At 67.0% G+C, this 23,423-nt stretch carries 21 protein-coding genes; 19 read left to right on the forward strand and 2 right to left on the reverse strand.

What is annotated here, in order from left to right; all coding sequences use genetic code 11:
- The first annotated feature begins 44 nt into the window (after positions 1-44).
- From AB4Z48_RS21720 to AB4Z48_RS21765, 10 genes are all read left to right on the forward strand, one after another.
- On the forward strand, positions 45-746 hold the full coding sequence (locus tag AB4Z48_RS21720) for a UDP-N-acetylmuramate--alanine ligase (RefSeq protein ID WP_441617725.1): 702 nt from the start codon (positions 45-47) through the stop codon (positions 744-746).
- Between the two features lie 137 nt (positions 747-883).
- Positions 884-1,426 carry a TlpA family protein disulfide reductase gene (locus AB4Z48_RS21725; RefSeq protein ID WP_441617727.1) on the forward strand — a complete coding sequence of 181 codons (543 nt, stop codon included), beginning with the start codon at positions 884-886 and terminating at the stop codon, positions 1,424-1,426.
- A 217-nt stretch (positions 1,427-1,643) separates the two neighbouring features.
- On the forward strand, positions 1,644-2,138 hold the full coding sequence (gene aroQ, locus AB4Z48_RS21730; protein WP_441617729.1) for a type II 3-dehydroquinate dehydratase: 495 nt from the start codon (positions 1,644-1,646) through the stop codon (positions 2,136-2,138).
- A gap of 171 nt (positions 2,139-2,309) precedes the next feature.
- Entirely contained in the window at positions 2,310-2,765 is a 456-nt protein-coding gene (accB, locus tag AB4Z48_RS21735; RefSeq protein ID WP_441617731.1) for an acetyl-CoA carboxylase biotin carboxyl carrier protein, read from the forward strand.
- Between the two features lie 183 nt (positions 2,766-2,948).
- A complete protein-coding gene (gene accC, locus AB4Z48_RS21740; protein WP_441617733.1) occupies positions 2,949-4,316 on the forward strand; it encodes an acetyl-CoA carboxylase biotin carboxylase subunit in 1,368 nt (455 codons plus the stop codon).
- A gap of 43 nt (positions 4,317-4,359) precedes the next feature.
- Complete coding sequence (prmA, locus tag AB4Z48_RS21745) at positions 4,360-5,274, forward strand: 50S ribosomal protein L11 methyltransferase (RefSeq protein WP_441617735.1); 915 nt, start codon at positions 4,360-4,362, stop codon at positions 5,272-5,274.
- 9 nt (positions 5,275-5,283) lie between these two features.
- Entirely contained in the window at positions 5,284-7,437 is a 2,154-nt protein-coding gene (locus tag AB4Z48_RS21750; protein WP_441617737.1) for a DUF3426 domain-containing protein, read from the forward strand.
- Between the two features lie 94 nt (positions 7,438-7,531).
- Positions 7,532-8,032: a thiol peroxidase gene (gene tpx, locus AB4Z48_RS21755; protein WP_441617738.1), complete on the forward strand. Its 501-nt coding sequence runs from the start codon at positions 7,532-7,534 to the stop codon at positions 8,030-8,032.
- A gap of 116 nt (positions 8,033-8,148) precedes the next feature.
- Positions 8,149-9,096 (forward strand): carbohydrate kinase family protein, encoded by a 948-nt coding sequence (locus AB4Z48_RS21760; protein WP_441617740.1) that lies wholly within the window; start codon positions 8,149-8,151, stop codon positions 9,094-9,096.
- A 21-nt stretch (positions 9,097-9,117) separates the two neighbouring features.
- A complete protein-coding gene (locus AB4Z48_RS21765) occupies positions 9,118-9,585 on the forward strand; it encodes a hypothetical protein (RefSeq protein ID WP_441617742.1) in 468 nt (155 codons plus the stop codon).
- A 293-nt stretch (positions 9,586-9,878) separates the two neighbouring features.
- Here the strand turns inward: AB4Z48_RS21765 and AB4Z48_RS21770 are convergent, their stop codons facing one another.
- Positions 9,879-10,454: a histone H1-like DNA-binding protein gene (locus tag AB4Z48_RS21770; protein WP_441617744.1), complete on the reverse strand. Its 576-nt coding sequence runs from the start codon at positions 10,452-10,454 to the stop codon at positions 9,879-9,881.
- 736 nt (positions 10,455-11,190) lie between these two features.
- On the opposite strand from AB4Z48_RS21770, the gene AB4Z48_RS21775 reads away from it, so the two are divergent.
- From AB4Z48_RS21775 to AB4Z48_RS21815, 9 genes are all read left to right on the forward strand, one after another.
- Positions 11,191-11,367 (forward strand): hypothetical protein, encoded by a 177-nt coding sequence (locus tag AB4Z48_RS21775; protein WP_441617746.1) that lies wholly within the window; start codon positions 11,191-11,193, stop codon positions 11,365-11,367.
- A 67-nt stretch (positions 11,368-11,434) separates the two neighbouring features.
- Positions 11,435-11,575 carry a hypothetical protein gene (locus AB4Z48_RS21780; RefSeq protein WP_441617748.1) on the forward strand — a complete coding sequence of 47 codons (141 nt, stop codon included), beginning with the start codon at positions 11,435-11,437 and terminating at the stop codon, positions 11,573-11,575.
- 606 nt (positions 11,576-12,181) lie between these two features.
- The gene (locus AB4Z48_RS21785; RefSeq protein ID WP_441617750.1) at positions 12,182-12,664 is read left to right on the forward strand and encodes a DUF2147 domain-containing protein; all 483 of its coding nucleotides are present in this window, start codon (positions 12,182-12,184) and stop codon (positions 12,662-12,664) included.
- Between the two features lie 341 nt (positions 12,665-13,005).
- On the forward strand, positions 13,006-14,331 hold the full coding sequence (locus AB4Z48_RS21790) for an MFS transporter (RefSeq protein ID WP_441617923.1): 1,326 nt from the start codon (positions 13,006-13,008) through the stop codon (positions 14,329-14,331).
- 15 nt (positions 14,332-14,346) lie between these two features.
- A complete protein-coding gene (locus AB4Z48_RS21795; protein WP_441617752.1) occupies positions 14,347-15,579 on the forward strand; it encodes an amidohydrolase family protein in 1,233 nt (410 codons plus the stop codon).
- 82 nt (positions 15,580-15,661) lie between these two features.
- Positions 15,662-16,564: a LysR substrate-binding domain-containing protein gene (locus AB4Z48_RS21800; protein ID WP_441617754.1), complete on the forward strand. Its 903-nt coding sequence runs from the start codon at positions 15,662-15,664 to the stop codon at positions 16,562-16,564.
- 150 nt (positions 16,565-16,714) lie between these two features.
- A complete protein-coding gene (locus AB4Z48_RS21805) occupies positions 16,715-17,701 on the forward strand; it encodes a Bug family tripartite tricarboxylate transporter substrate binding protein (protein WP_441617756.1) in 987 nt (328 codons plus the stop codon).
- Between the two features lie 347 nt (positions 17,702-18,048).
- Entirely contained in the window at positions 18,049-20,292 is a 2,244-nt protein-coding gene (locus tag AB4Z48_RS21810) for a TonB-dependent receptor (RefSeq protein ID WP_441617758.1), read from the forward strand.
- Positions 20,293-20,419: 127 nt separating this feature from the next.
- Entirely contained in the window at positions 20,420-21,106 is a 687-nt protein-coding gene (locus tag AB4Z48_RS21815; RefSeq protein WP_441617760.1) for a Fe2+-dependent dioxygenase, read from the forward strand.
- 127 nt (positions 21,107-21,233) lie between these two features.
- Here the strand turns inward: AB4Z48_RS21815 and AB4Z48_RS21820 are convergent, their stop codons facing one another.
- Positions 21,234-23,351, reverse strand: coding sequence for a TonB-dependent receptor (locus AB4Z48_RS21820; protein WP_441617762.1), 2,118 nt, complete (start codon positions 23,349-23,351; stop codon positions 21,234-21,236).
- Positions 23,352-23,423 lie beyond the last annotated feature (72 nt).

Raw genomic sequence — 23,423 nt, forward strand, 5'->3', positions numbered from 1 at the left:
AAAACTCTAAAAGTCCAGGCCACTCCCTCCGGTATGATCCCCCCATGTCCCGCCGCCCCAGCCTCGACCCCATCCGCCTGCGCGAGGAGATCGCCCAGGCCGCCGCCCGCATGATCGCGGAAGACGGCGCCGACTACGCCTCAGCCAAGCGCAAGGCTGCCCGCCAGTTGCTGGGTGACGTGCGCGTGGCGGGCGAGTGGCTGCCGGACAACGAGATGGTGGAGGCGGAAGTGCGCGCGTACCAGGCCTTGTTCCATGGCGAGAGCCAGCCGCGCATCCTGGCCTTGCTGCGGCGCCTGGCGCTGCTGGCCATGCGCGACCTGGCCGCCTTCCGGCCCTATCTGGCCGGCGCGGTGCTCAACGGCACCGCCACCGAGCACTCGGACGTGTACCTGCAGTGCTTTTGCGACAGCCCCAAGGACCTAACCCTGCACCTGCTGAACGCGGGTGTCGATTTCGATACCAGCGAAACGCGTCACTTTGCCGGCCGCGGCGAGGTCGAGACGCTCAGCTTCCTGTGGAAAGGCCAGTGGCCGGCGCAGCGCGAAGCGCGCGTGCTGGCCGGCGAGATCCGTGCGGAACTGGGCCAGCCGGTCGGCATTCATATCGCCCTGTATGATGCGGACGACGAACGCGGCGCGGTAAGGGCCGATGCCGGTGGCCGCGTGGCCCGAGCCGACCTGGCCGCGGTGCAGGCGCTGGCAGCCAGCGTGCCGGACATGCCGGACACGCCCGCCGCCGCCTGACGCCCTGGCCGGGCCGCCAGGCTGGTCCCGCTATCGTCACAGCCATCGTCCAGTCATATAGATAGAGAGAGGGCCGTCGCCTCGCTTCCGGCCCACACGACTTCACCGACCTCCGACGCCACCCGCCACCCATTGCCATGACCTCTTCCAGCCAACCCGTTCGCCGCAGCCGCCTCTGGATCTGGCTCGTCGCCGTCGCCGCGGCAGTGGCCGGTGCCCTTGCCAGCCACTACGTGTTCTCGCCCAAGCCTGCGTCCGATGCCGCGGTGGAGACGTTCCTGCGCACCGAACTACCCGACCCACAGGGGGGCAAGCTCAGCCTGGCCGATTTCCGCGGCAAGACGGTGGTGGTGAATTTCTGGGCACCCTGGTGCGGGCCCTGCGTGGAGGAAATGCCGGACCTGACCGCGCTCTATAAGGAGGTGTCGGGCCCCAAGGTGGAATTTGTCGGCATCGGCATCGATTCTGCCAGCAATATCCAGCAGTTCATCAAGAAAGTGCCGGTTGCGTACCCGCTCGCGGTCGCCGGCTTTGCTGGCACGGAGCTGTCGCGAAACTTCGGCAACGCGGCCGGCGGCCTGCCCTATACGGTCGTGATCGCGCCGGACGGCACTGTCACCTACCGAAAAATGGGTAGGGTTTCCACCGATGAGCTGCGCGCCGCCCTGCCGCGCGGATAGTGGCAAGATCCTTGATTTGCGGTGAATTTAAACTAACCTTCATCAATCGTCCCGCAATTTGAGTGAAATTCGCCCATCGCAGTGAAAAGTACCGGCTGCGTCGCCAGAATGCTCAGGGAGCGCGCCGCATGCGGGCTTTCCTATGTCTGCGCTGCTAGACAAATCACTCTAAGCTACGGTAATCTCCGCGCAATTTCGTTGAAATGGTCGAGCCGCCGTGATCGATACGCCTCCAGAACGCCGCTCCGCCCGCTACCGCAAGGTGCTGGTCCTGCACGGGCCCAACCTGAATCTGCTGGGTACGCGCGAGCCGGAAACCTATGGGCATACGAAGCTCGTCGACATCGACCTGGCCCTGGCGCAACGTGCACGGGAAACCGGCCTCGCCCTGGCAACGTTCCAGTCCAACCATGAGGGCGCGCTGGTGGATCGCATCCACGCGGCACGCGACGAGGGAGTCGACTTCATCATCATCAACCCGGCCGCCTATACGCATACCAGCGTAGCCTTGCGCGACGCGCTGGCCGGGGTGGCGATTCCGTTCGTGGAAGTCCATTTGTCGAACGTGCATCGCCGCGAGAACTTCCGTCATCACTCCTTCTTCTCCGATATCGCGGTGGGAGTGATCTGCGGACTTGGCTGGCAAGGCTACCTGCTGGCGCTGGACTATGTCCTCGGGCAGGAGCCTGAACAGGCGCCGCCCAAGGCCTGAGCCCGCCGGCTGATTTCGATTTCGTAGACGATGACCGCGCCCTGGCGCTGCCCGGCCCCGCTGACCGCGGTGCACGCAAGCAGGTTGCCGGACGCATGAAAGCATGAAATTTACCCGGATGCGGCCGCCACAGCGGCGCGCGCCGGACAACCCGATTCAGGAGGATAGAAGATGGACCTGCGCAAGCTGAAGACGCTGATCGACCTGGTGGCCGAGTCCGGCATCTCCGAGCTGGAAGTCACCGAAGGCGAAGGCAAGGTGCGCATCGTCAAGGCACCGCCCCAGGTGATCGCCGCGCCGATGGCCATGCAGCCGATGCAGGCACTGCCGCCCGCGGCCGCCGCGCCCGCCGCAGTCGCCAGCGCCGAGCCCGCTTCGCCACAACTGCCGTCCGGCCATGTCGTGACCTCGCCGATGGTCGGCACCTTCTACCGGGCGCCGTCGCCGGGCGCCGCCGCCTTCGTCAACGTGGGCGACACCGTCAAGGAAGGCCAGACGGTCTGCATCATCGAAGCGATGAAACTGCTCAACGAAATCGAATCGGACAAGGCCGGCGTGATCAAGGAAATCCTGGTCGAGAACGGCCAGGCGGTCGAATACGGCCAGCCGCTCTTCATCATCGGCTGATACTGATCGGCATGCCGCGCCGCCCGCAGCCTGCGCCGGAGATTCCGGAACGGCCGCGCCGGCGCAGGCGAACCGGACGCATCTCGTCCCGGTGCCAGTTCCCCCGCCCCCATACCGGCCGCGCCGCCGGGGGCGCCACGATCCGCAGCGGTGGGACTGCCCTTCTCCTCGCAGAGAGTGACTATGTTTGAAAAAATTCTGATCGCGAACCGCGGTGAAATCGCCCTTCGCATCCAGCGCGCCTGCCGCGAACTCGGCATCAAGACCGTCGTGGTGTATTCGGAAGCCGACAAGGAAGCCAAATACGTCAAGCTGGCCGACGAAGCCGTGTGCATCGGCCCGGCGCCTTCGCCGTTGTCCTACCTCAACATGCCGGCCATCATCTCGGCCGCCGAGGTGACTGACTCGCAAGCCATCCATCCGGGCTACGGCTTCCTGTCGGAAAACGCCGACTTCGCCGAGCGCGTGGAAAAATCCGGCTTCGTCTTCATCGGCCCGAGCTCCGAGAACATCCGCCTGATGGGCGACAAGGTCTCGGCCAAGCAAGCCATGATCAAGTCCGGCGTGCCCTGCGTGCCGGGCTCCGAAGGCGCGCTGCCGGAAGACCCGAAGGAAATCCTGGCGACTGCCCGCAGCGTCGGCTATCCGGTCATCATCAAGGCGGCTGGCGGTGGCGGCGGACGCGGCATGCGCGTGGTGCACACCGAGGCGGCCCTGGTCAACGCGGTCAACATGACGCGCGAGGAAGCCGGCCGTGCCTTCGGCAACCCGGAGGTCTACATGGAGAAATTCCTGGAGAACCCCCGCCACGTCGAGATCCAGATCCTGGCCGACCAGCACCGCCAGGCGATCTGGCTGGGCGAGCGCGACTGCTCCATGCAGCGCCGCCACCAGAAGGTCATCGAGGAGGCGCCGGCACCCCACATCCCGCGCCGCCTGATCGAGCGCATCGGCGACCGCTGCGCCGAGGCCTGCAAGAAAATCGGCTACCGCGGCGCCGGCACCTTCGAGTTCCTGTACGAGAACGGCGAGTTCTACTTCATCGAGATGAACACGCGCGTGCAGGTCGAGCACCCGGTCACGGAGATGATCACCGGCATCGACATCGTGCAGGAGCAGATCCGCATCGCCTTCGGCGAGAAGCTGCGCTGGCGCCAGAAGGACGTGCAACTGCGCGGCCACGCCATCGAATGCCGCATCAACGCCGAGGATCCGTTCAAGTTCACTCCGTCGCCGGGCCGCATCACCGCCTGGCACATGCCGGGCGGCCCCGGCGTGCGGGTGGACTCGCACGCGTATGATGGCTACTTCGTGCCGCCCAACTATGATTCGATGATCGGCAAGATCATCACCTACGGCGCCACCCGCGAGCAGGCCATCGCCCGCATGCGGATCGCGCTGTCGGAAATGGTGGTGGACGGCATCCAGACCAACGTACCGCTGCACCGCGAGCTGATGCTCGATGCCAACTTCGTCGAAGGCGGCACCAGCATCCACTATCTCGAGCACCGCCTGGCCCAGAAGAACGTGGCCAAGGGCGGCAAGATCTGAAGCCCGGCGCAGCCAAGCAACAACGGATCGACAAGGATCGCCTGTGGCATTTCAGGAATGTGTGATCGAAATCGCACAAGACCAGGCCGAAGCCTGGTCTGACGCGCTGTTCGACCTCGGCGCGCTGTCGGTCTCGGTGGAAGACGCCGATGCCGACACGCCCGACGAGCAGCCGCTGTTCGGCGAGCCCGGGCTGGAACCCACCCGCCTGGCATGGAACCGCTCGCGCGTGGTGGCGCTGTTCGACGACGTCACCGATCCCGCGCTGGTGGTGGCCGCCGCCGCCAACGCGCTAGGCGCCGGTGAGGTGCCCCCCTACGAGTTGCGCCCGGTCGAGGACCAGGACTGGGTGCGCCTGACGCAATCCCAGTTCACGCCCATCCGCATCGGCGAGCGCATCTGGGTGGTGCCATCCTGGCATGAAGCGCCGGAACCCGACGCAGTGGTGCTGGAGCTCGATCCGGGCCTGGCCTTCGGCACCGGCAGCCATCCCACCACGCGACTGTGCATGCAGTGGCTGGAACAGAACATCAAGTCCGGCGAGTCGGTGCTCGACTACGGCTGCGGCTCCGGCATCCTCGCCATCGTGGCGAAGAAGCTGGGCGCGGGCGACACGCTCGGCATCGATATCGACCCCAACGCGGTGGAAGCCTCGCGCCACAACGCGCAGCGCAACCGCGTGGAAGCCGCCTTCGCGCTGCCGGAGAGCGTCTCCGACGCCAGCTATGACCTGGTGGTGGCCAATATCCTGTCCAATCCGCTCAAGCTGATGGCCGCCATGCTGAGCGCGCGGGTCCGCCCGGGCGGACGCCTGGTGCTGTCCGGCGTGCTGGAGCGCCAGGCCGACGAAGTCGCCGCCGCCTATGCGCCCTGGCTCGCCATGTCGGTCTGGCGCAGCGAGGAGGGCTGGGTGTGCCTGCACGGCACCCGCGGCGAAGGCCCCGGCGTCAAGCACTGAGCGCCGCCGATGGCCGCAGCCAAGCTCGTCACGCGTTGTCCGGCTTGCCGCACCGCTTTCCGGCTGGTAGCAGACCAGCTGCGCCTGCGCCAGGGGCTGGTGCGCTGCGGCCAGTGCGACACTGTCTTCGATGCGCGCGAACACCTGATCGAGCTGCCGGCGCCTGAGGCGGTCCCCAGTCCCGAGCCAAGTCCCGAGCCAAGCCCCGTCGCCATCGCTCCGCAGGAACCCGCGCAGGAAGCCAGCCAGGAAGCAGTGGCGCCGGCATCTCCCCCTGCGCACGCCGGCGCGCGCCGCCGGGCCCCGCGCACACCGCACGAAAAGACGTTCGAGGATGCCCGCGACGGCGCCCACGACAGCACCCATGAGGATGGCCATCAGGACGGCCATCAGGACGATCACCAGGGCGCCCATGAAAGCCCGCACGAGGCCGCGCATGCGCATGCGCGTGCGCCGCGCGCCCCGCGCAAGCGGGCGCATGCTCCGGCGCATCCCGAAGCAGAGGCGAAAGCGGGCGACGCGCACGGCGAGCTTCCCGCCGCGCCCGCCCCCGCCTCGCCCTTCGTCCCGCCCTTCGACCCAGGCTATGACGTGCCGGCGCTCGATGCGCCCACCATCATGCTGTACCAGACACAGGCCGAAGCCGACCAGGCCGCGGAAGCCGCCGGGATGGCCAGGCGGCAGGCCGCAAGCGAAGCCAGCGCGGCCAGCGCCGAAGACGATGCGCCCTCCGCAGTCTTCGTTCCTGGCGTGATCGAGGACGAACCGGGCCAGCCTCTCGAACAGGCTGCCTACGACGATCACGCCATGCCCGCGGAGATCGCCGGGCAGGCCGAAGTGGCAGAAAGCGCTGAAAATGCCGAAAGCCTCGAGCGCGCCGGCACCGACAGCATGCCCGCGACCCCTGGCGAGGCTGACGCGGTCAAGGACGTCGCCGATACCGTCAATGCGGCCGGTGCCGCCGGTACAGCAGGTACCGCCGAGACCACTGAAACCACCGATACCACCGAGACCACCGAGACCGCCAGCAGCCAGTCCACCGCGGAGCCGCACGTCGACGAAGCCGCTGCCGAGGCAATCCTCGCCCAGGAGGCAGCGACGCCCTGGCCCGCACTGGATCCCCGCACGCTGTCGGACGATCTGCCTCCCGCGGCATCCGGAGCATGGGCAATGGCCCAGGCACCGGATGCCGCTGTCGCCCCCGGATCCCTGGCGTCGGCCGAAGACATCGCAAGCGAGGCGCAGGCTGCCGCGCACAGCGTTCTGGAAGCCACCCCCGAAGTCGGCCCCGAGGTCGCGCCCGAGGTCAGCCCTGACGTCGCCGCGCAATTGCCGCAGCTGCCGCCCCTGGAAGCCAGCATCGACGATGCCACGCACACCGCGGACATCACGGACAGCGCCGACACGCAGAGGCCCGCCGAGCCGGCTCTCGCACGGCAGGACGACGCCGGGCCAGCGCCTGCCAGGCAAGCCTCGCCCGCCGCGCACGAAGCACCTGCGCCCGTCCCGAGCGCGAGCGGCTACCTGCGCGCGGAGGCGCAGGACGACTTTCCCGAGATTCCCGCCGCCATCGCCCGTGAGCAGGCCGTGCGCCAGTGGACGCGCCAGGATGTACCCGACGTGCCGGTGTTCGCGCCCGACTTCCTGCGCCATGCGCGCGAGCGCGATCCCGGCCCCGCCAGGCGCAAGCGCACGCTGCAGAAGCTGGCGATCGGCGTGCTGGTGGCGGCAGCGCTGGCGCAGATCGCCTTCCTTGCCCGCAGCCAGTTGTCGGGGCAGTTCCCCGCGCTGCGTCCCGCCTTCGAGGCGCTGTGCGCGCCGCTCGGCTGCGAGGTGGCGCCATGGCGCGACATCGACGCCCTGCGCATCGAAAGCTCGCAGCTGCAGAAGCAGGACGAGGAATCCGACGTCTTCCTGCTCGCCGTCACCATGCGCAACCAGAGCCGCGCCACCGTGGCGCTGCCCGCCATCGAGCTGGTGATGACCGACCTGCAGGACCAGCTCCTGCTGCGCAAGGTCCTGCAACCGGCCGACTACCTCGAACCCGGGCAGAAGGCCTTCGCCACGCAAGGCTTGCGCGCGGGCACGGAGCTGCCGGTTCGGGTACGATTCCGAACGCAGCAGGCGGCCGCCAACTACCGCGTGCTGATCTTCTACCCCTGAATTCCGCCGGGGCCGCCGCCAGTGCCGGGCGCCCCGATTTGCCTCCCCGGCTCGCATCCCCGACATGCGGCCCCCTTCTGCTACAGGAGCACATATGAGCAACGTCACCCTCGGCGGCAACGCCATCGAAATCGGCGGCAAGTTTCCGCAAGCCGGCGACAAGGCCCCCGCATTCTCACTGGTCGGCAAGGACCTGAAGGACGTCGCGCTGGCCGATTTCGCCGGCAAGCGCAAGGTGCTCAACATCGTCCCCAGCCTGGACACCCCGGTGTGCCAGGCATCGGCGCGCAAGTTCAACGAGGCCGCCAGCAGCCTGGCCAACACGGTGGTGCTGACCATCTCGGCCGACCTGCCCTTCGCCATGGGCCGCTTCTGCACGGCCGAAGGCCTGGCCAATGTGGTGACGCTGTCGCTGATGCGCGGCGCCGGCTTCAAGGACAGCTATGGCGTCGACATCAAGACCGGCCCGCTGGCCGGCGCCACCGCGCGCGCGGTGGTGGTGCTGGACGAGAACGACACCGTCAAGTACAGCGAGCTGGTGTCCGAAATCAAGAACGAACCGAACTACGACGCCGCCCTGGCCGCGCTGAAGTAAGCGCCCCGCCAGCAGGCCCCGGCCACCCTGTATCATGGGTGGCCTTTTTTTCGGCGGCCGCCAGCGATCGTGACGGCGTACGCCATCACGCATTTTTGCCAGCATTTGGAGAGAGCATGTCCAGCCTGATCTGTGGCTCCGTCGCCTACGACACCATCATGACGTTCGAGGGACGCTTCCGCGAACACATCCTGCCCGACCAGATCCATATGCTGAACGTGTCGTTCCTGGTCCCGGCCATGCGCCGCGAGTACGGCGGCTGCGCAGGCAACATCGCCTACACGCTCAAGCTGCTGGGCGGCGATCCGGTGGTCATGGCCACCGTCGGCACCGATGCCGAGCCCTATCTGCAATACCTGCGCGCGCTCGGCATCAGCACCGAGCACATCCGCACCCTGCCCGACACCTTCACCGCGCAGGCGATGATCACCACCGACCTGGACAACAACCAGATCACGGCCTTCCACCCGGGCGCAATGAGCCAGTCGCAGCTCTCGCACGTGCAGGACGCGCTCAAGGGCGGCACCCCGCCGGGCCTGGGCATCGTCGCCCCCGACAGTCGCGAGGGGATGCTGCACCACGCGCGCCAGTTCGCCGATGCCGGCGTGCCGTTCATCTTCGACCTGGGTCAGGCCATGCCCCTGTTCAACGGCGACGACCTGCGCCAGTTCGTTGAACTCGCCAGCTACGTGACGGTCAATGACTACGAAGCCCAGGTTCTGCTGTCGCGCACCGGCTGGACCAGCGAGCAGGTTGCCGCGCAGGTCCGCGCCTACATCGTCACCCACGGCGAGAAGGGCGCCACCGTGCACGCCAACGGTCAGCAGTACAATATTCCGGCCGTGCAAGCGGATCGCGTCGTCGATCCGACCGGCTGCGGCGATGCCTTCCGCGGCGGACTGCTGTACGGCATCGAGCGGGGCTTCGACTGGGAGACCACCGGCCGCCTCGCCAGCCTGATGGGCTCCATCAAGATCGCGCACCAGGGTCCGCAGAACCACAAGCTGTCGCGCGACGAAATCGGCCAGCGCTTCGAGGCGGCTTTCGGCTATCGGTACGAGTAACACTTTTCCGGGATCGATCCTATGCACACCCTGATTCGCACCAGCGCCCTCGCGCTTGCCGTCGCCGCCACGCTGGTGGCCGGCTGCGCATCGCAATCGAACTCCGCCAGCATCTACACGCCTGGGCAGGCGCAGCGCGAGCAGACCCTGCGCTATGGCGTGGTCGAGAGCATACGTGAAGTGCTGATTCAGGGTGACCAGACCGGCGCCGGCACCATCGCGGGCGGCGCGATCGGCGGCATCGCCGCCGGCAGCACCATCGGCGGCGGCGGCGGCTCGGTCGCCGCCGGCGTACTGGGTGCCGTGCTTGGCGGCATCGCGGGCAGCATGGCCGAGAACAAGATCAGCCAGCGCCGTGGCCTGGAGATCACCGTCAGGCTGGACAACGGCGAGATGCGTGCGATCGTGCAGGATGCGGACGAAGGCTTCCATCCGGGCGAGCGGGTGCGCCTGCTGTCCTCGGGCGGTACCACCCGCGTGACCCACTAAGCGGGCTCCCCGGAACGTTTCCGGCGCCGTTGCGCGGCCTTGGCCGCGGTGGCCCCAGGATTGTCGTACCGGCCTTGCGAAGGCGCCGCTCCCGGCACGGAACGGCGCCTTTTTCTTTGCCCGCGCCGTCTCCCGCAGCGATGCTGCGCGACCATGAAAAAACCCGCCGGGCTTGCACCATCGGCGGGTTGGCAAGACTAGCGTCTTGCGGACCGGATACGCAGTATCCGGTCAGTGCGGCACGCCATGCGTGCCTTGGCGATTCCCAGCGAGAGCCGTCGACAACGGCACGCTTACGGACGGGTACCCGTCGGGAACGGCCATGCCGCGGCCGGGTTCAGCGCGGTCTTGGCAGCCGCAGCAGGTGCAACGGCAGGGGCCGCGGCAGGCTTGCCGGCAGGCGCAGCCTTCTTGGCAGCACCCTTCTTGGCCGGGGCCTTCTTGGCAGCAGCCTTCTTGGCCGGTGCAGCCTTCTTGGCCGGCGCGGCCTTCTTGGCAGCAGCAGCCTTCTTGGCCGGCGCAGCCTTCTTAGCAGCAACCTTCTTGGCCGGTGCGGCCTTCTTCGCTACGACCTTCTTGGCGGCAGCTTTCTTGGCCGGTGCGGCCTTCTTCGCTACGACCTTCTTGGCGGCGGCTTTCTTGGCCGGTGCGGCCTTCTTCGCCGGCGCTGCCTTCTTCGCTACGACCTTCTTGGCAGCAGCCTTCTTCGCCGGTGCAGCCTTCTTAGCAGCCGGCGCAGCCTTCTTCGCCACGACCTTCTTGGCGGCGACCTTCTTCACTGCGGCCTTCTTGGCCGGGGCTGCTGCCTTCTTGGCGGCAGGCTTGGCGGCCTTCTTGGCCGCCGGTTTCTTCTTTGCAGTCGTTGCCATGGATAACTCCTTCACTAGAGAGTGAATATCGAATGACCTAAGTTGGCGACCCGACCGACCCGAGGCGCGATACAGCGCTGCGACCCCAATCGAGCGAGCGATTCATCGGCGCGCGGCTACACGGCGTCCGCACGCTAATGAATTCGGTGGCAGGGGCACCGCGGCGCGCGGTGCGAAAGTGGCCAAGCGGAGCCCGCAGCCGGGCTTCTGACGCTTGCCGCGCCCTGGAATATTCGATCTGCCCGCGCCATCCGTCGGATCGGCGCGCAGCATGAATTGAAGAGTTATCGGCCGGCACTGCCGCGATGCGGGCTAAGCCACGCGCACCGCGGTCGGCATTCGTTTGGGGGTAGTTCGCCCATCCCGTTACTGGGCCAAAGGAGACTGCACGCGTTTTTGAAAACCAGTACGGCTTGGTCTGCGTCAAAGTTCTAGTGCTCCTGAGCTACCTGTTCCATTGCATCGAATCTGGTGGCGCTCATCGTTCTGCATCGCGTCCAACATCATCGTTCGATCAGCATCGATCTTGCCAACCACCATCACAACTACAACCACAGCCATGCAATGAAGTGAGACTCTTGTCAAGGCGAATCATAATTCGTTTGTTGGGCGATGTTAAGAAAAAAGTGCAAAAAAACTTGCGCACGCGCATGACAACTTCTTCATCGTCAGCGTTGCGCTTCGCCTTCCTCGACTTCGCACCTGCGCGACGCACTCTCGACGCGTTCCATCGCACATGAAAATCGCCTGGCACGAACTCGGCGCCGCGAAAAAAAACAGCGCCGCGCGAGCGCGCAGTCATCGTCGACGCGACTCGGAATTTTCCGTGCGCGCATCGTCGCGCTTGCGGGCAACACGCAGCGGCAACACCTTCGCCGTCTCTCGTCGCGATCACCGGAACCCGCATGAATAAAGGCTTTCCGGGAAGTCGGAAATTTCCTGGGAAAGCGCGACGCGTAACGTCGCGCGTTGGCGCGCGCGTGTTCCGCAGCATCGCCGGCGGACGCGTCGCGCATCGTCGCGACGTTGCGCGCGCCGTCTCGCCACGACGCTTCGGCGCTGCGCGCGCGCTGCTTGCTTCGACGCGCACCGCGCGTGCCCGCGAGCAGCGCGAACAGTGATGCGTCGACGCAACGGTCGGCGCATCGTCACCGCGATGCGAGCAGCACGAAGCGTGCGTCGCGCATCGTCGTACGCCATCGTCGCGAACACCGCGAAGAACGAATGCCCTCTCGAGACGGGCGCGGCGATGCACCGGTGCTGCCGCACGATCGCTCATCGCTTCCTCTGCTTGCCGGCCTTCGTCCGACTCGCGCCGACGCGCCACGCCGCGTTCGTTCCCGCGATGTCGTTGCGCTGCGCGCGAGCGCGCAAGTACCGCGCACTGATCGAAGTCCCGCGCTTCGACACGCGAGCCATGCCGGGCAGGAGTTCAACCGCAGCGGCGCGCACCAGGCGGCCCGGGCAGATGCGTGACGGCGCAACGCCCTGCCCTCACTTGAAACGAACGCCTAGAGGATTGCTTCGGGGGCGGTGAAGGGGTCGGTTTTGCTGCACGACAAAATATCCCCTCTTCCAGCAACGGCGCCGGTTTGCGGCCGGCTCCCAGGGTTGCTTTGGTGCGTACGCAAATGCGCCCCTCGGATTGCGGCTGACGCGCTTCGCCAGTAGATTGGCGTGAGCGCGCCACGCTGGCGCGTCCACCAACTTGAACAGAGGAGAACCCGATGCACTTTACTGCCCCCCGCCGCGCCGCACGCGGCGCCGTCATGGCGGCGCGCATTGCCGTGCTTGCCGGCGCGTTGCTGGGTAGCGCCGCGGCGCTGGCCCAGGCCTCGCCAGCCGGCTCGTGGAAGACCATCGACGATGCCACTGGCAAGCCGCGCGGCCTGGTGGAGATCACCGAGAGCAACGGCGTCTACACCGGCAAGCTGGTCAAGAGCTTCGTCGACATGGAGGGCAAGTCCAAGGTGTGCGACAAGTGCACCGACGCACGGCACGACCAGCCCATCATCGGCCTGACCATCATCACCGGCGTGCGCAAGACCGCCGACAACGAATGGGGCGGCGGCGAGATCCTCGACCCTGAGAATGGCAAGGTCTACAAGACCAAGCTGTCGCTGGCGAACGACGGCAACAAGCTCAACGTGCGCGGCTTCATCGGCATCAGCCTGCTTGGCCGCACCCAGACCTGGGAGCGCGAGCGCTAGTCTCGCCCGCGGTGGAGCCGGCGCCCGCGGCGGCGCCGGCTCCGCATCCTTCCGCCTCTTCCTTCCGTCTCTTCCTTCCGCGTCCTCCCGCCGCACGCCCTGGTCTCACCCCCACAGCATCTCCACAGCGTCCCCGCAGCGTCCCCGCAGCGTCCCCGCCTGCCATGCGCTGCCCGCATGGCGACATGCGCAGAATTCGTTTCCGGCACGGCCGCGCTGCTCCTAACATCGGCTCTACCTGCCGTGCGCCGATGTATCTCCCGACCGCGCCGGGCGGCGCTGCCACGCCGGCCCGGCATCCCGCGGTCCGCACAGCGCAGTCCGACAACCAGGAGGAAGTGATGCACGCAAGCGCCCGCCCAGAAGCGCCACCGATCGTCAGCGGCCAGCAACGCCGCCGCGCCATCGTCGCCACCGTGATCGGCAACGGTCTCGAGTGGTTCGATTTCACCGTCTACAGCTTCTTCGCCGTCATCATCGCGAAGCTCTTCTTCCCCACCGGCAACGACCTCTCGTCACTGCTGCTGGCGGTCGCCACCTTCGGCGTGGGCTTCTTCATGCGGCCGGTCGGCGGCATCATCCTCGGCGTCTACGCCGACCGCGTGGGCCGCAAGGCCGCGCTGTCGCTGACCATCCTGCTGATGGCGCTGGGCACCACACTGATCGGCCTGGCGCCCACCTACGAGCACATCGGCATCTTCGCGCCGCTGCTGATCGTGGTGGCGCGGCTGCTGCAGGGCTTCTCCGCCGGCGGTGAGATGGGCGGCGCCACCGCCTTCCTGACCGAGTACGCACCCGCCGAGCGGCGCGCCTACTACTCGAGCTGGATCCAGGCCAGCATCGGCGTCGCCGTATTGCTGGGCGCGGCAGTGGGCACCTTTGTGACCTCCGCGCTGAGCACCGAAGCGCTCAACAGCTGGGGCTGGCGCCTGCCCTTCCTGCTCGGCATCGTGATCGGGCCGGTCGGCTACTACATCCGCCATCATCTCGACGAGACCCCGACGTTCCGCGACAGCGACGACAAGTCCGACTCGCCGCTGGCAGAAGTGCTGCGCGACTACCCGCGCCAGACCGCGGCCAGCTTCTCGATGGTGATCCTGTGGACGGTCTGCACCTACGTGCTGCTGTTCTACATGCCGACGTACTCGGTCAAAGTGCTCCATGTGCCGCAGTCGACCGGCTTCGTCGCGGGCATGGTCGGCGGCCTCGCCATCATGGTGTGCTCGCCGCTGGTCGGCCTGCTGGCCGATCGCATCGGGCGGCGCGTGCTGCTGTCCGGCTCGGCCCTGCTGATCCTGCTGCTGGCCTACCCGATGTTCGTCTATATCAACCAGGCGCCGGGGCTGGCTTCGCTGCTGGTGTTCCAGCTCGTGTTCGGCGTGCTGATCGCCGCCTACACCGGTCCGATCCTCGCTGCGTTCTCCGAGCTGTTCCCCGCCAAGGTGCTGTCCACCGGCCTTTCGGTCGCCTACAACCTGGCGGTCACCATCTTCGGCGGCTTCGCGTCGTTCATCATCACCTGGCTGATCGCCAGCACCGGCAGCACCATGGCGCCGGCGTTCTACGTGATGTTCGCCGCCGCCATCAGCCTCGCCGGCACGCGCTTCGTGCGCGAGCCTGCCTACCTGCGCACGGCGCAGGCCAGCCGCGCCACCCAACCCGCATAGATCGAGCGTCATCGCATGAAACAGATTCTCCTCAGGGGCGGCAACGTCCTCGACCCCGCCCACGGCACGCTCCTGCAACGCCACGACGTGCTGATCGAAGGCGAGCGCATCGCCCAGGTGTCGGCCACGCCGGTCCACGCGCCCGGCGCGCAGGTGATCGACCTGGCCGGCAAGACCGTGATGCCCGGCCTGATCGACTGCCATGTGCACGTGCTGGCGTCGCTCGCCAACCTTGGCCTGAACGCGGTGCAGCCCAATGTGCTGGTGGCGTTCCGCGCCATGCCGATCATGAAGGCCATGCTCGAGCGCGGCTTCACCACCGTACGCGATGCCGGCGGCGCCGACTGGGGCCTGTCGCAAGCCATCGAGACCGGCCTGGTGCCCGGCCCGCGCATCTTCCCTTCGGGCAGGGCGCTCTCGCAGACCGGCGGGCATGGCGACTTCCGCCCGCGCGCCGACGTGCTCGAGCCATGTTCCTGCGCTTTCCGCGCCGGCGCCATCGCCCGTGTGGCCGATGGCGTGGATGCCGTGCGCCTGGCGGTGCGCGAGGAGATCCAGAAGGGCGCCACGCAGATCAAGATCATGGCGTCGGGCGGCGTGGCCTCGCCCACCGACCCGATCGGCAACACGCAATACAGCGAGGACGAGATCCGCGCCATCGTGGCCGAGGCCGAGGCCGCCCAGACCTACGTGATGGCGCACGCCTACACCGGCCGCGCCATCGCTCGCGCGGTGCGCTGCGGAGTCCGCACCATCGAGCACGGCAACCTGGTCGACCGCGAGGCCGCGCGCGTGATGCGCGAGCATGGCGCCTTCGTGGTGCCCACCCTTGTCACCTACGAGTCGCTTGCGCGCGACGGCGCGCGGCTCGGCCTGCCGGCCGAATCGGTCGCCAAGATCGAGACCGTGCGCCAGGCCGGGCGCGACTCGCTGGCCATCTACGCGGAGGCCGGCGTGCCGATGGGCTTCGGCTCCGACCTGCTGGGGGAAATGCACCGCGACCAGTCCGACGAGTTCCGCATCCGCGCCGAACTGCTCGGCAACCTCGAGGCGATCCGCAGCGCAACCTCTGTCGCCGCCGCGATCCTGCAGCGCGAGGGCGAGCTCGGCACCGTGCGTGCCGGCGCGCTGGCCGACCTGATCGCCGTGGACGGCAACCCGCTCGCCGACATCGGTCTGCTGTGCGGCCAGGGCGAGCATCTCGCGCTGGTGATGCAGGCCGGCCGGCTGCACCGCCAGCCCGCCTGACCGGTGTCCCGCCTGCGCCCGCGCAACGCGGGCGGCTGGCATCGCGGACTATCATGGCGGCTGGACCGTCTCGCCTGCCGCCATGCGCATCTCTCCGCTCCCTCCCCTGCCCTGCCTGGTCGCCTTCGAGTCCGCCATGCGGCATGGCAGCTTCACCCGTGCCGCCAGCGAACTGCATCTCACGCAAAGCGCGATCAGCCGGCAGGTCGCGCAGCTCGAGCGCTTCCTCGGCAAGAAGCTCTTCGTGCGCGAGCCGCGCGCGCTGCGCCTGACGGTCAGCGGCCAGGCCTATGCCGAGGAGGTGCAGCGCCTGCTGGCGGCATGCGCCGCGGCCACCGAGGACGTGATGAAGCGCAAGGGCCACGGCGAGCTGACGGTTGCATGCTCGTCCGGCGTGGCCGTGCTGTGGCTGACGCCGCGGCTGCCGAGATTCCGCGCCGCTCATCCGGACATCCACCTGCGCCTGCTGGTCAACGACAGCCTGGCCTCGCTCTCGCCCGCGGAGTTCGATGTCGGCATGTATTTCCTGCGCGAGGGCCCGCCGCCGGGTCTCGCTTCGCGCCGCCTGTATGACGAGGAGGTATTTCCCGTCTGCGCGCCGGGCTATCTTGGCGGCCGCCGGCTCGCGCCGGCCGACCTGCCCGGCGAGACCTTGCTGATGCTGGAGGATGGCCAGCGACAGTGGATGTCGTGGCAGGTCTGGCTGGCCCAAAACGGCGTGGCCGACGCGCGCGCGACGCACACGCTGGTGGCCAACCAGTATCCGATCCTGCTGCAGCTGGCGATGGAAGGCCAGGGGATCGCGCTGGGATGGCGCCACATGATCGACCGCTGCGTGGCGCAGGGGCTGCTGGTGCGCGCCTGCGACGCCAGCGCGAGCCTGGGCGGTGGCTACTATGCGGTGTGGCCCCAGGACCGCGCCGAGGGTGCGGCGGCGCGCGCCTTCCGCCACTGGCTGGCGCAACAGAGTTCGGAAGGCCAGTAGGGTCTGTCCTTGCGGCGGGTTCAGCAAATTGACAGCTTTGCTGTTTATCATCGCTCGCAAGCCGCAGTGCCGGCTCCGGACCAGGAGCACGGCGCGCGGCAACCAGAACTATCGATGCCGAAAGTGGCAATAGTGCCAATGGAGACAACCATGCGTATTTCCCCCACCAGCCGCGCGCTGGCGCTCGCCCTGCCCACCCTTTGCGCCCTGTTCGCCGCCGGCGCGCCCGCGCACGCCGCCGACGCCTGGCCCACCCACGTGATCAAGTTCGTGGTGCCGTTCACCGCCGGTGGCGCCAACGACCTGGTGGCGCGCGCCGCGGCCGATGCGGTCGGCAAGCGGCTCGGGCAGGCCGTGGTAATCGAGAACCGCCCCGGCGCCGGCGGCGTGGTGGGCGCGGACTATGTGGCCAAGGCCAAGCCGGACGGCTACACCTTCCTGGTTGGCGCCGTGGGCACCGTCACCAACGGCCTGATCCGCAGCAAGATGCCTTACGCGCAAGACGACCTGATCCCCGTGTCGCTGGTCGCGGTGAGCCCGTCGGTGATCGTCGCTTCGCCCTCGCTGCCGGTGAACAACCTGAAGGAACTGGTCGAGTACTCCAAGAAACAGGGCGCCGCGGGCGCCAACTTCGCCACTGCGGGCAGCGGCAGCACGCCGCACTTCGTCGAGGAGATGCTCAAGGAAAAAGGCGCGGTGCTGACGGTGGTACCGTACAAGAGCGGCTCGGAAAGCATCACCGCCGTGATCGGCGGGCAGGTGGCTGCCACCTCGGAAGCCAGCGTGGTGGTGCTGCCCAACATCAAGGCGGGCAAGCTCAAGGCGCTCGGCGCAACCTGGGACAAGCGCATGAGCGCGGCACCCAATATCCCGACCACCGCCGAGCAGGGCATGCCGGAAGTGCGCATCGGCCACTGGGCGGGCATCTTCGCACCCAAGGGCACCGACCCCGCCATCCTGAAGAAGCTGAACGCCGAGATGAGCATCGCCATGCAGACGCAGGAAACGCGCGACCGCCTGATTCCCAACGGCATCGAGCCCGCCGGCGGCTCCCAGGAGAGCTTTGTCGCCTTCATCAAGTCGGAGCGCGAACGCCTGGGCCGCATCGCCAAGGCCGCCAATATGACGGCAGATTAAGAAATATTTTCGGCCGCCCGGCTGGGCGGCGGCAATTGTCTGTATCAGGCCTGTTACACACAGGCCTTTTTTTATTTCCGGTTTGCGTCTTATGCGGCTCTTTGCGAAATAAATGTGAGGCCTTGTAACTATCTGTAATTGCTTTGTTTTGTACTTAGTACATTCAGCGTGTGCTTGTAATGTCTGTGATAAAAAAGCCAAGCTGAATTGCAACGCAAATCATTCGCATTTATATTCCGCCTCGCCCAACCAATTTGCCCCCGCCGTTGGCCGAACCGAAAGCATGCAACGTCTCTCCCGCAGCCGCCGGATCGCTCCCACGGCCGTACCCGGAATCGAGAAACGACATGAATCGCCGCACTCCGATCGCGACCGCACTGCTCGCGCTCTTCGCCACTCCCGTTGTGACCCTGGCCCAGACGGCCGCGACCGAGCCGGCCACGGCGCAGAGCCCCGCGACGCTGAAAGAGGTGGTGGTGCAAGGCGACCGGTCCACCGGCGACTACAACACGGGCAAGACGTCGCTGAGCAAGCTCCCCGCGGAACTGCGCGACGTCCCGCAGTCGGTGACGGTGGTCAACAAGGCACTGATCGACGCACAGGGCGCCACCTCGCTGGCGGATGCGCTGCGTAACGTCCCGGGCATCACCATCGGCGGCGCCGAGGGCGGGCAGATTGGCAACAACATCAACCTCAACGGTTTCTCCGCGCGCACCGACATCTACCTGGACGGCTTCCGCGACCGCGGCCAGTACTATCGCGACGTGTATGCGCTGGATTCCGTGGAAGTGCTGATGGGCCCGTCGTCGATGCTGTTCGGACGTGGATCGACCGGCGGCGTGATCAACCAGGTCACCAAGAAGCCGTCGCTGAAGGCGGCCACCGAAGTGACGGGCTCGGTCACCACCAATGGCCTGGTGCGCGCCACCGCCGACGTCAACACGCCGACCGGCGACACCTCCGCGTTCCGCATCTCCGCCATGGCGCAGGATGGCCCGCCGAGCACGCGCGACGCGATGACCGTGATGGACTTCGGCATTGCGCCGTCGTGGAAGTACGGCATCGGCACCTCCACCGAGATCACCCTGTCCGCGCTGCTGCAGCACAACGAGGACATGCCCGACTACGGCCTGCCGGCCATCAACGGTCATCCGGTGAATGTGGACCGCAAGACCTTCTACGGCTTCAACAACGATCACACGCGCCAGAACATCGCAACGCTGTCCGCCGGCATCGATCACAAGTTCTCGCCGAACCTGCGCCTGCGCAACCAGACCCAGTTCAACTATGTAGAGACCGATGCGCGCGAAACCGCGCCGAACGCGGTCGGCACGCTGGGCGGCGCCACCGGCTTCATCCCGCTGACCACCACCAACCTGCCGCTGTCCGCGCTGTACGTGCGCCAGCAAAGCCATGACCGCAGCATCCGCGACTACTCGGTGTTCAACCAGACCGAGCTGACCGCGAAGTTCGAAACCGGCTCCATCAAGCACACGCTGCTGACCGGCGTGGAGCTCGGGCACGACGGCTACAACAACCAGAACTTCTATCGCAACGGCACCTGCAATGGCGTGCCGTTGAACCCGCCGGCAACGGCCACGGCGGCGGCCGGCACTTCCGGCTATGTGGCCTGCGAGCCGGTGGTGAACCCGACGTATATGGATTCGCCCAGCAACGTGCCGAAGTCGACCGGCAACCTGCAGGGCGCCTCGGCCAACACCGTCGCCGTCTACGCCAACGACTCGATCGAGTTCACCAAGCAGTGGAAACTGGTGGCCGGCCTGCGCTATGACCGCTACATGGCCAGCATCACCAACTCGGTCAACTCGACCAACACGCTTGGCAACACCGCGCTGGCCAATGCGGACCAGACCGTCAACTTCACCAGCGTGCGCCTGGGCGGCATCTGGCAGCCGACCGAGGCACAGTCCTACTATGTGTCGTATGGCACCTCGTTCAATCCTTCGCTGGAGCAACTGGTCGGCACCGTCGGCCAGCAGAACCTGGACCCGGAAAAGAACAAGTCGTATGAAGCGGGCGGCAAGTGGGACCTGGCCGGCGGCGATCTGTCGCTGAGCTCGGCGATCTTCCGCATCACCAAGGACAACGCGCGCAGCCAGATCGACGCCACCACCTACGCGCTGACCGGCAAGATCCAGGTGGACGGCTTCCGCTTTGGCGCCACGGGTCGCATCACGCCGAAGTGGCAGGTCTTCGCGGGCTACACCTACCTCAATGCGGTGATCGAGAACGGCATCGCCGCCGGCACGCAGGGCAAGATCCCGGGCAATACGCCCAAGCACACCGCCACGGCCTGGACCAGCTATGCCGTCCTGCCGAACTGGGAAGTCGGCGGCGGCGCCTTCTATATGTCGCAGCGCTATGCCAACAATACCGACACCGTGCAGGTCGGCGGCTACGTGCGCTGGGACGGCATGATCGCCTACCACCAGCCCAAGTACGATGTGCGCCTGAACCTGTTCAACATCTTCGACAAGAAGTACTACGATGCGCTGATCCAGTCGGACGGTGGCCGTTCGGTGCCGGGTACGGGCCGCACCGCCATGCTGTCCTTCGTCTATCGCATGTAAGTTGGGCCAGTAAAGCCGAGGCAAGCAGCCAAGGCAATAAGCTGAGGTAAAGTGGCGTGACGCCAAGTCACGCCACCCGGCGCCGCATCCCCTGCCGGCGCCGGCGCAACACCCTGCCGAGATCGCCATGCTTGTCTGCATTCCCAAGGTCCTCAACGCCGAGCAGCTCGCCATGCTGCGCCAGCAGCTCGATTCGGCCGGCGAGGCCTGGGTCGATGGCCGCGTCACCGCCGGCTATTCCGGCGCCCCCGTCAAGTTCAACCAGCAGATCGACGAGCGTTCGGACGTGGCGCTGCAATGTCAGCAGCTGATCCTCGCCATGCTGGAGCGCAATCCGCTGTTCATCAGCGCGGCGCTGCCCAATATCGTCTACCCGCCGATGTTCAACCGCTACGGCGAGGGCATGACCTTCGGCGCCCACGTGGACGGCAGCGTGCGCATCCATCCGCACAACGGCCGCAAGCTGCGCACCGACATTTCCGCCACGCTGTTCCTCAGCGATCCCGCCAGCTATGACGGGGGCGAGCTGCAGGTGGAAGACACCTACGGCATCCACAGCGTCAAGCTCGAAGCGGGCGACATGGTGGTCTACCCGGCCACCAGCCTGCACCAGGTCACCCCCATCACGCGCGGCACGCGCGTGGCCAGCTTCTTCTGGATCCAGAGCCTGATCCGCGACGATGGCCAGCGTGCGCTGCTGTTCGACATGGACAATGCCATCCAGAAACTGAACCAGACCGGCGCCGACGAAGGCGCGCGGCGCTCGCTGGTCGGCTGCTACCACAACCTGCTGCGCCAGTGGTCGGAGACCTGAGAGGCACGGATGGATCCGCCGCACGGCGCGCGACCGGCCCTGCGATGCCCGCTACGATTTCCGCGCCCCTTGCTCCGGCACCGTCGATACGAAAAGGCCTCGCTTGCTGCGAGGCCTTTTCGCTTTCTTACATGCGATAGCGCAAGGTCGCCATCACGCTGCGCGGCGCGCCCGGCATGTTCAGGTTGGGGCTGGTGCCGTGGGCCGAGACGATATAGCCCTGGTTGAAGATGTTGTAGAGATTGAGCTGGGCTTCGAACGGGCCGCGGCGGTACCACGCCATCATGTCGGCGGTCACGTAGCCGGGCAGCGTGACGGTGTTGCCCGGATTGGCGAAGCGCGCCCCGACCAGGTTGAGGCCGCCGCCGACGCCGAAGCCGTTGCCGAGCGCCTTGGTCAGCCACACATTGCCGCTGTGCATCGGCGTAAGCGTGGCGCGCTTGCCTTGCACCTGCTGGCCGGCGTCGACCGCGACCGACTGCGTCACGCGCGCATCGAGGTAGGCATAGCCGGCCAGCACGCGCCAGCCTTGCGACAGGTCCGCCGAGGTGGACAGCTCCACGCCGTCGGTGCGCTGCTCGCCGATCGGCACCAGTTGCAGCGTGAGCGGGTTGGTGGCCTTGATGCCGGTCCGCTCGAGGCGGAACACCGACACCGTGGTGCTGGCGCGGCCATCGAGCCAGTCGTACTTGGCGCCCACTTCGGTATTGCGCGTGCTTTCCGGCGCGATGTCGGCATTGTTGGCCGCCAGCGCGAAGGCCTCGCCCGAAGGCTGGAACGAACGGCTCCACGACACATAGTAGGACTGTGCCTTGCTCGGCTGCCACACCAGGCCGGCGCGCGGGCTCCAGGCATTGTCGGTGCGCGACAGGCCCGGCTGGCCGGGACGGTGGTCGACCGTCTCCTGCTGGAAGCGGTCATGGCGCAGGCCGACCAGCGCCTTCCAGTGTTCCGTCAGGGACACCATGTCCTGCGCATAGAAGGCGAGCGTCTTGAACGTGCCCAGGCTGTTGGCGGTCAGCGCGCCGCCCTGCAGCGGCAGCGTGGGCAGCACCGGGTTGAACAGCGCTACGGTCGCCACCGTGCCGGACGAATAGCTGACAAGGTCCTTGTTCTGCTGACCGACTTCCACGCCGTACAGCAGTTCGTGCTTCATGCCGAACAGCGAAGCCTTCTGCGTCAGGTCGGTCTGATTGAACCAGCCGCGCTCGGCGCGCGCCACGTTCGAGCGCGTGAGCGTGACGGTCTGGCGCGCTTCGTTGACCACGCCCGGCAGCGTGTTGTTGCGGTCCAGCGTGTAGTGGTAGTAGCGCGTGGCGTTGCGCAGCGACCACTGCTCGTTGAAGCGGTGGTCCAGCGTGGCGGTGCCCGAATAGATGCGCGACTGGCTGTAGTCCACATCGCGCGCATTGGCCGCGCCGTAGTAAGTGGAGGCCGGCACGTTGACCGGGCGGCCCCGGTAGGCCGGGATGCCGAAGTCGGTCACGCGGCGGTCCTGCAGGTAGTCGGCCTGCAGCAGCAGGGTTGTCTCGGGCGCCAGGCGCAGATCCAGTGACGGCGCCACGGCGAAGCGGTCGATGAACTGCTGGTCGCGGTAGCTGTTGCCCCGCTCCGCCGCGCCGGTGATGCGCCATGCGGCAGCGTCGTTGATCACGCGGCCTACGTCGGCCTCGGCGCGGCGATTCTGCCAGGAGCCGTAGCTAAGCGCGAAATCGGTGACGTCGAAGCCGGGCTTCTTGGTGACGCGGTTGATCAGGCCACCCGACGAGCCGCGTCCGTAGAGCACGGCCGCGGGTCCCTTGATGACTTCGATCCGGTCTACGTTGGAGAGATCGCGGAAGTACAGCGCATCGTCGCGGATGCCGTCGACGAACTGGTCGGCGATGGCCGAGAAGCCACGGATGCTGACCTGGTCGCGCTGGCCGTCGCCGGTGGAGAAGCTCACGCCTGGCACGTTCTTCAGGGCATCCTGGATCGACGTGGCGTGCTGGTCGCGCATGACCTCGGCGGTCACCACGTTGACGGTCTGCGGGATATCGCGCAGCGGCGCATCGATCTTGGTGGCGCTGCGGGTGGAAGGCGGGTTGTAGCCCACGCCCGGATCGCTGGCGGCCGCAGCCTTGACTGTCACCTCCGGCAGGCTGGCGGCGCCGGCTTCCTGTGCCAGGGCCGTGCCGGTCACGGCGGTTTGCGAAACGAAGGCGCCCAATACGGCGGCGTGGATCGGGCGTAGATTAAGTCGCATGTGTAATGAATTGTAATAGTTTTACTACAAATGCGACGCATTATCATTTTCATTTACAACAGATGTCAATGG

The organism is Cupriavidus sp. 2TAF22 (genome assembly GCF_052115045.1).
Classification (GTDB): Bacteria; Pseudomonadota; Gammaproteobacteria; order Burkholderiales; family Burkholderiaceae; genus Cupriavidus.